This window comes from Noviherbaspirillum sp. (assembly GCF_035254865.1).
In the GTDB taxonomy this organism is placed as follows: domain Bacteria; phylum Pseudomonadota; class Gammaproteobacteria; order Burkholderiales; family Burkholderiaceae_D; genus Noviherbaspirillum.
The window spans coordinates 85,543-91,646 of the sequence record NZ_DATFAF010000010.1 but is presented as its reverse complement, the minus strand read 5'-3'; the positions used below and the strand labels follow the sequence as shown (position 1 = coordinate 91,646).

Annotated in this window: 7 protein-coding genes; 1 reads left to right on the top strand and 6 read right to left on the bottom strand. The window is 57.3% G+C overall.

What is annotated here, in order from left to right; genetic code table 11:
* Nucleotides 1–234: 234 nt before the first annotated feature.
* The gene (locus VJ651_RS03040; protein WP_324106001.1) at nucleotides 235–1,338 is read right to left on the bottom strand and encodes a DUF2855 family protein; all 1,104 of its coding nucleotides are present in this window, start codon (nucleotides 1,336–1,338) and stop codon (nucleotides 235–237) included.
* Nucleotides 1,339–1,375: 37 nt separating this feature from the next.
* Between VJ651_RS03040 and VJ651_RS03035 the strand changes: the two genes are divergently transcribed.
* Complete coding sequence (locus VJ651_RS03035) at nucleotides 1,376–2,083, top strand: TetR/AcrR family transcriptional regulator (protein WP_324106000.1); 708 nt, start codon at nucleotides 1,376–1,378, stop codon at nucleotides 2,081–2,083.
* On the opposite strand, the gene csgH is transcribed toward VJ651_RS03035, so the two are convergent.
* The 5 genes from csgH to VJ651_RS03010 form a co-directional block, all read right to left on the bottom strand.
* The gene (gene csgH / locus VJ651_RS03030) at nucleotides 2,080–2,388 is read right to left on the bottom strand and encodes a curli-like amyloid fiber formation chaperone CsgH (RefSeq protein ID WP_324105999.1); all 309 of its coding nucleotides are present in this window, start codon (nucleotides 2,386–2,388) and stop codon (nucleotides 2,080–2,082) included. The two genes, VJ651_RS03035 and csgH, sit on opposite strands and share 4 nt — an antisense overlap.
* Before the next feature lie 79 nt (nucleotides 2,389–2,467).
* A complete protein-coding gene (locus tag VJ651_RS03025; RefSeq protein WP_324105998.1) occupies nucleotides 2,468–4,177 on the bottom strand; it encodes a hypothetical protein in 1,710 nt (569 codons plus the stop codon).
* A gap of 52 nt (nucleotides 4,178–4,229) precedes the next feature.
* Nucleotides 4,230–4,736 (bottom strand): hypothetical protein, encoded by a 507-nt coding sequence (locus VJ651_RS03020; RefSeq protein ID WP_324105997.1) that lies wholly within the window; start codon nucleotides 4,734–4,736, stop codon nucleotides 4,230–4,232.
* Nucleotides 4,733–5,653: a CsgG/HfaB family protein gene (locus VJ651_RS03015; protein ID WP_414691296.1), complete on the bottom strand. Its 921-nt coding sequence runs from the start codon at nucleotides 5,651–5,653 to the stop codon at nucleotides 4,733–4,735. Before VJ651_RS03015 ends, VJ651_RS03020 begins: the two co-directional genes overlap by 4 nt.
* Entirely contained in the window at nucleotides 5,650–6,102 is a 453-nt protein-coding gene (locus VJ651_RS03010; protein ID WP_324105996.1) for a curli assembly protein CsgF, read from the bottom strand. The genes VJ651_RS03015 and VJ651_RS03010 overlap by 4 nt, the downstream gene beginning before the upstream one ends.
* Nucleotides 6,103–6,104: the final 2 nt, after the last annotated feature.

Genomic DNA, 6,104 nt, shown 5'->3' with positions numbered 1-6,104 from the left:
ATCCCACCAAATACATGTTTTTGGGAATCCAAGGACATTAAAAAACCCGCATCTCTCAAAGCGAGAATGCGGGTTTTTCATTTTTCCAGGCCCAGTCAAGTTCGTTGACATCCGGTATTTTAGGGGGCGGCTTGGGGGCATGCCCCTAAAACAAGCATGCCATTATCACAAGCTTGGCAGAAGGTGCCTCTTCCGGAGATTTACATGGGGCCATCCGCCGACCCGCCAAGTCAATCAAAGCACAAGGACATGTCCTTTGCGGGGATCGATGCGGCCGGCATGCATTTCAGCGATAAGGGCTTGCGCGCCTGCGTAGCCGCGGGTCTCGGTGACTTCCATCCAGGGATTTTGCCGATCGCTGACGCGTCGGACGAAATCGAGCTGGGCCTCGTTGAAGCGCTGGTTGACGACATCATGCCCCCAATCCTCGTTACGCTTGCGAATCTGCACTGGCGCAAAGTAGAGTCGCGGCTTCGGGCCGGGCAAGGCGGTGTCGCGCAAAAAATTCGTATTCTGTGCGGAGCCGGCAAAGCAGTCGTAAGTCAGCGCGTCGCCGAAATGGTGATGTATCGTCGCGCGCAAGGCTTCATTGCCAGAGAAATCCATGTACAGGGTCGGCGTGTTCTTGCTCATCGTGGTCACCTCCTCGTAGACCGCGCTGCGGTGGTAGCACCCTAGGCTGTCCACAAACGCCCGGTTGCCGCGCGAAGTCAGTCCGATCAATTCGACATCGTATTTCTCATGCAGGCAAAACGCGGTGCCATATGCAGTCTTGCTCGACGCACTGGAAATGAGAATCTGCCGGGCCCCAAAGAACTTGTTGTCCTGCAGAAAATCGGCGCCCATGAACGAGGTGATGAACAAGGGACGCACAATCATCTGGTAATTCTCGTTTTCTCGCACATAGGCGGGATCGTTACTGCAACGCGTGTATTGGTTATAGGCCGAAACCAGAGCCTGGCGATGTTTCGAAACGTCATAGAATCCGCGCTTGCTAACTCGATCGGCCTGCATCTTGATATGGCTGGCAATCGGGAAATAGCCGTAAAAGCGCTCTCCAACCTCTACACCCTCCGCTTCCGACAGGACCACCTCGGCAAATCCCCAGACCGGCATATGTCCCCAGCCCTCGCAATGAGTCGGAAAGAATTCCCAATATTGCATCGCGTCGCCGAACGCCGCGTAGGTGATATTGTTGGTCGTGATCGCGACGCGGTCGATCTTGAGCAGCACCTCCCCGTCCAGTAACGGCAGGAGAATCCGGGTCGAATCCACCCGGCTTTCGTTCAGGGCGTCCTTGCGGGTCAGCAGTCGTGTTACAGTCATTGCATCCGACATTTCGTTCTCCTTTTTCAGTTACAGGTCGATGTCTCCAATGTATCCGCGCCGCCCTTCCTCCGGGTTCGGAAACCAGAATGCCGGGCGAAAGACTCGGGTGAAGCCCCTGAAGCGACCATTACAGGCACGGGCAAAGTTCACCGTGCAGGCGATTTATGACGCCTTTGTTCGGATTTGGTGCAAGCACGGATGGGAAGGCGTCACGACGCGCGCAGTCGCTCTTGAAACCGGTGTATCAGTGGGGACCTTGTACGAATATTTTCCGAACAAGCATGCGCTGCTCTCGGGTTATGTGCGTCACTGCATCGATGTATTGCTGGAGGAAATCGACAGACAAGTCATCGCGCCTCCCACAGCATCCTGGGAGCAGCGCATACAACAGCTGGTACGGCTCACCTGCGGCATCGACGTCGCCGAATTGCCTTATTTCGATTCCGAAATGCTCGCTCTTGAAAACCAGATTGCCGAGCAAAAGCATCATCGCCGCGTATATGACGAACTTTCCGCAAAGTGGATTGCGGCAATCGATGCGTGCACCGATCTTCCGCGGCGCACCAGTGCCGATACCGTGAGGGCGCTGTACCTGTCCATATGGGGAGGAAGACGCTATCTCCTGCTCATCGACCAGCAGGGCGTGGCCGCCGCACAATGGGCTCTCGAGATGGAGCGTCTTTGCCGAGCCGCGTTACTGCAGCCGAACGATATGATTCAGGTTGAACATCAAGAGAAACGCAAGACGCCTTAACGAGGGCAATCGAAATGGTAGACGCCGAGTTCGGTTCCGTTCTCTTTTAACTCGAGCTCGACGCTGCATTCCGCATTGGCCTGCACGCCCAGTGCCACGCGCCCCAGGGATGTAGGCGCCTTCGCCGTGGCCTTGACCAGCCCCTGTTGACTGATACGGGATGTTCCGCCGCTGCCTCGCTGAATCACGTCAAGACGGAAATTGATCTGCCTGTCGGTCACACTCTTCACATAGGGAACCAGAAGGGTCTGCCCCATGTTGGCCTGTGTATCGAGCCAAACCTGCAAGTTTGCGTCAGCAGCCATCACGGCCTCCTTGAACTCAATGATATTGAAAGGCGAGCGAAAGTTCGCCCGCCTTTCTCTTTTCCTGCGTTAGAAAAGATTAGTGCTGCCAGACAGCCGCATGATTGGTATTGCCTGATTGGCTGATCGAAGCCACAAAGCCGTTGCCAGTCTGCAGAATTGCCGCGGTGTTACGAGCAGCGAAGCTTGTGCCGTCACCGTTCTGGACGATAGTAGCCAGGCTGCCATTGCCAGCCTGGGCAATGTTCGCATAGCTCCAGTCACCGGTCTGCGTGATGTTGCCTGTCAGGGCATTACCGCCGGATTGGCCGATCAGCGCTTCGTTGTTGTTCCCGCCCTGGCTGATTTGGGCCAGGGAGTTGGACGCGCTGTTCTGCGTAATCGATGCCGCATTCAAGATGCCATCCTGGCTCACGCTTGCGACATCGTTATAGCCGTTCGTTTGCGACACGTTAGCAGTGTTGTTGTCACCGTTTTGCGTCACAGATGCCTGGTACAGGCCTTGAACAGAGCCGCCACCCGGGTATACCGTACCGCCGCTTTGCTGGACAGTCGCAGCATTATTGTTGCCGGACTGGTTGATCGTTGCCGTGCTGGAGTCAGCAAGACCGCCCTGCGTGAGATTCGCGCTGTTGAACGAGCCCGCTTGCGTTACGTAGGCATTGCTGTACCACGTATCCGTTTGCAGCACGTTTGCCGTATTGCTGTGGCCGGATTGGGTGACCGTCGCGCTGCCGTCATGCGAACCACCGGTTTGCGTGACGGTAGCATTGTTTTCATTGCCAGACTGAGTCACGGTGGCGACCTGGTTGTGCGTGCCGATTTGATTGATCGTCGCGATGTCGTGGTAGCCATTGGATTGAGCAACGGTTGCTGTGTTGTTGTAACCACCCGACTGCGTGATCGTGGCCTGATAGTCACCCTGGATAGAGCCGCCGCCCGCGGATACCGTGCCGCCGGACTGATCGATCGTGGCATTTTGGCTATTACCGGATTGGAAGACGGTCGCCGTGCTGGCATCAGCCAGAGGACCCTGCGTCACACTGGCGGTGTTCTGGGAATCGACTTGAGTCACCGACGCATGGCTGAACCAGGTGTTGGTTTGTACAACGTTCGCGGTATGCCCCTCGCCGGACTGCGCCACGGTCGCGCTGCCTTCTTTCGATCCGACGTTTTGCGTAATGGTTGCGCTTTGGTTGTTGCCGGACTGGTTGATCGTGGCGGCTTGATTCCATACCCAGTCCTGCGTGATGGAAGCGGCGTTACCGGTGGTCAGGCCATCCGTCTGGTTGATTGTCGCGCTGCCGTTGGTCGAATTGGTGGTGCTCACCGATGCGGTCTGATTCGCGCCGCTTTGCGTCACGGAGGCGTTGTTGCCGTTGCCGGACTGGATAACCAGAGAGCTCTGTGTGGCGCCGGTTTGCGACGTCGTTGCCAGGTTATTGTTGCCGGACTGGCTGGAAGCCGCATTGCTGTTTGTGGCTGTGTCTTGAGTGATGCTCGCCGTATTCGCGTTGCCGCTTTGCTCGACGACCGCATTCACTGCGTTGCTGTTCGTTTGCAGGATGCCGGTTGCGACCGCCGGATCGCTCGGCGTAGCGCCGGGAACGCCGGCGATATTGCCGTTGCCGGTTTGCGTGATCGATGCGAATGCGCCCGCAGAGGCGTTTTGCTCGATGTAGGCCTCATTGCCCGTGCCGGTCGACGAGATGACCGCTTGTCCGAATGCCGGTGAAGCTGCATAGGCCATACCGATGGCCAATGCCAATGCTGTCAGTCTTGTTTTCAATTACTTTCTCCTCTAAAGAAAAGGGCGGAAAAACTGGTGCGATCCAGTGCCCTTAATACTGGATCACTCTTGCTGCAAGACCGTTGCCGCGCTGCTGGATAGCGAGATTGGGACTGAGTGCACCTTGCTGGACATTCACGAGATTGGAATTTCCGAGCTGCTCGACGGAGGCGTGATTTCCATCGCCGCCTTGTGACACGACGGCCTGATTCGCGCGGCCGGCCTGCGTCAGTTCAAATTCGTTGCCGCTGCCGGATTGCGTAAGGACGAACTGATTCCCGTACCCAAGCTGCACGGTGTTCGCCTCGTTGGCGATCCCGGTTTGACTAATCTGGCCGGAATGCGAAGCTCCCTGCTGCCTGATGGCCGCTTCATTCTGCTCTCCAGTCTGCGCGATCCGCGCTTGCATGCCGTTGGCACCGGCTACAGCAAGTTCCGAGACGCCCAGTTCCGATCCCGGGGCGAGATCCCCCGCGATTGCGCCGGTGTGCGCGCACATCAGCAAGAACGCCGCAGCGAAAATAGACGACCGGATCGTCGCCACACCTTGTGTTGTCATGATTTGCCCTCCCTGTCCGTAGCGCTCTGTTCGTGTCCCGCGTCTTCAATCTGATTCAGGTAGTCGTTGTTTTGCTTGAGATAAGCCTGCAGGACTGGCGAGTTCCAATCCTTCTCATCTTTCAGCGCCCACACCTTGTCTTTCAGGCCTTGCACAGTAAGGTGCACGACAGCGGCCTCGATCGCCTCTCTTACGCACAGTTGGGAAGGCTCATTGCGGGTGTATCCGGCCTCGAGCTCAAGCAATTCCTTGAAATTCACGAACCGGAATACACCGGTGGAGAGCTCGTAGGAATAGATCGTCTTGGTTGTGGAAATGCTGTTGAGAATCTGTCCGGTCCGAATGTCGACGGCCCGCAGATTGACCGTGACCTGGTCAACCCGGTACTGTGTCTTTCCCCCCACGCCGAGATAGCGTGCGCCGGCACCTCCGGTACGAACGTTGGTTTCGTATGCAACGATTCCGCCTTCGATCAGAACAGTGGCCGGCATGAGAGGAGGCAGGTGCACCGCCGGACTGCCCTTGTCCTGCGGGGTTTCCAAGGCACGAACGATCTTGCGCTCGGTGAGCAGGTTCTGCAGGTTCTCCCGCTCCACCGGCGTGAACCAGCCGGAGTCCTTCAATGCCTTCACCAGCAGCGATGCCGCGCCCTGCGTGACCGCGGTCGAAAACGAGCTGTCAGGCGAAGGCTTGTATTGCCCGGTCTGATCGCGGAAGCCATACACCGCGGCGACGACCTTGCCTTTCGGCTCGGGCAGCCGCGACAAGTCACGCGTGATTTTGGTTGCCGGCGCCAGTTGGGCGTTGGCTACCGGATTGGAAGGAGGCTGCATCGTGGTGCAACCGGAAAAAAACGCCGTCATCAGCAGCGCCACCAGCCAGAATTTGCTGCTTCGCTTCGCAGGTAGGGCCGTCATTGCTGCCCCACTTGGAAGGATGTCGTTGCTCCGGTGACCCGATCGGTCGTCGTGACCTGCAACAGCCCACCGCCGAGATCGGAAATTTCAATCGAGAAATTTCCGGTGTTAATCGTTCCCGGAACGAGTTGGCCGTTGGGGCCGATAATGTTCGAGGTTGCCGCGGATGCCAGGCGGCTTAGGACGGAACGCTCGAGAATATCGTTGAATTGTTGCAGCGAGTTTTGCTGCGTGCTCTTCGGCGGCGGAGGGGCGTCCGGGTCTTTCGTCTTGTTCTGCGCCTGTGCCGCGTTAAGCAGCACAGAGCCGTTGAGTGGACTGCCCCCGAAACTCGGATTGACCGGTGTATAGACCAATTCACCTGCCTGCGCACAACCAAGTGTCAACAAGATTGACGCAAGCAATATGGAATGCGTCGCCAACGGCAACGCGATTTTCTTACCCTTCATGT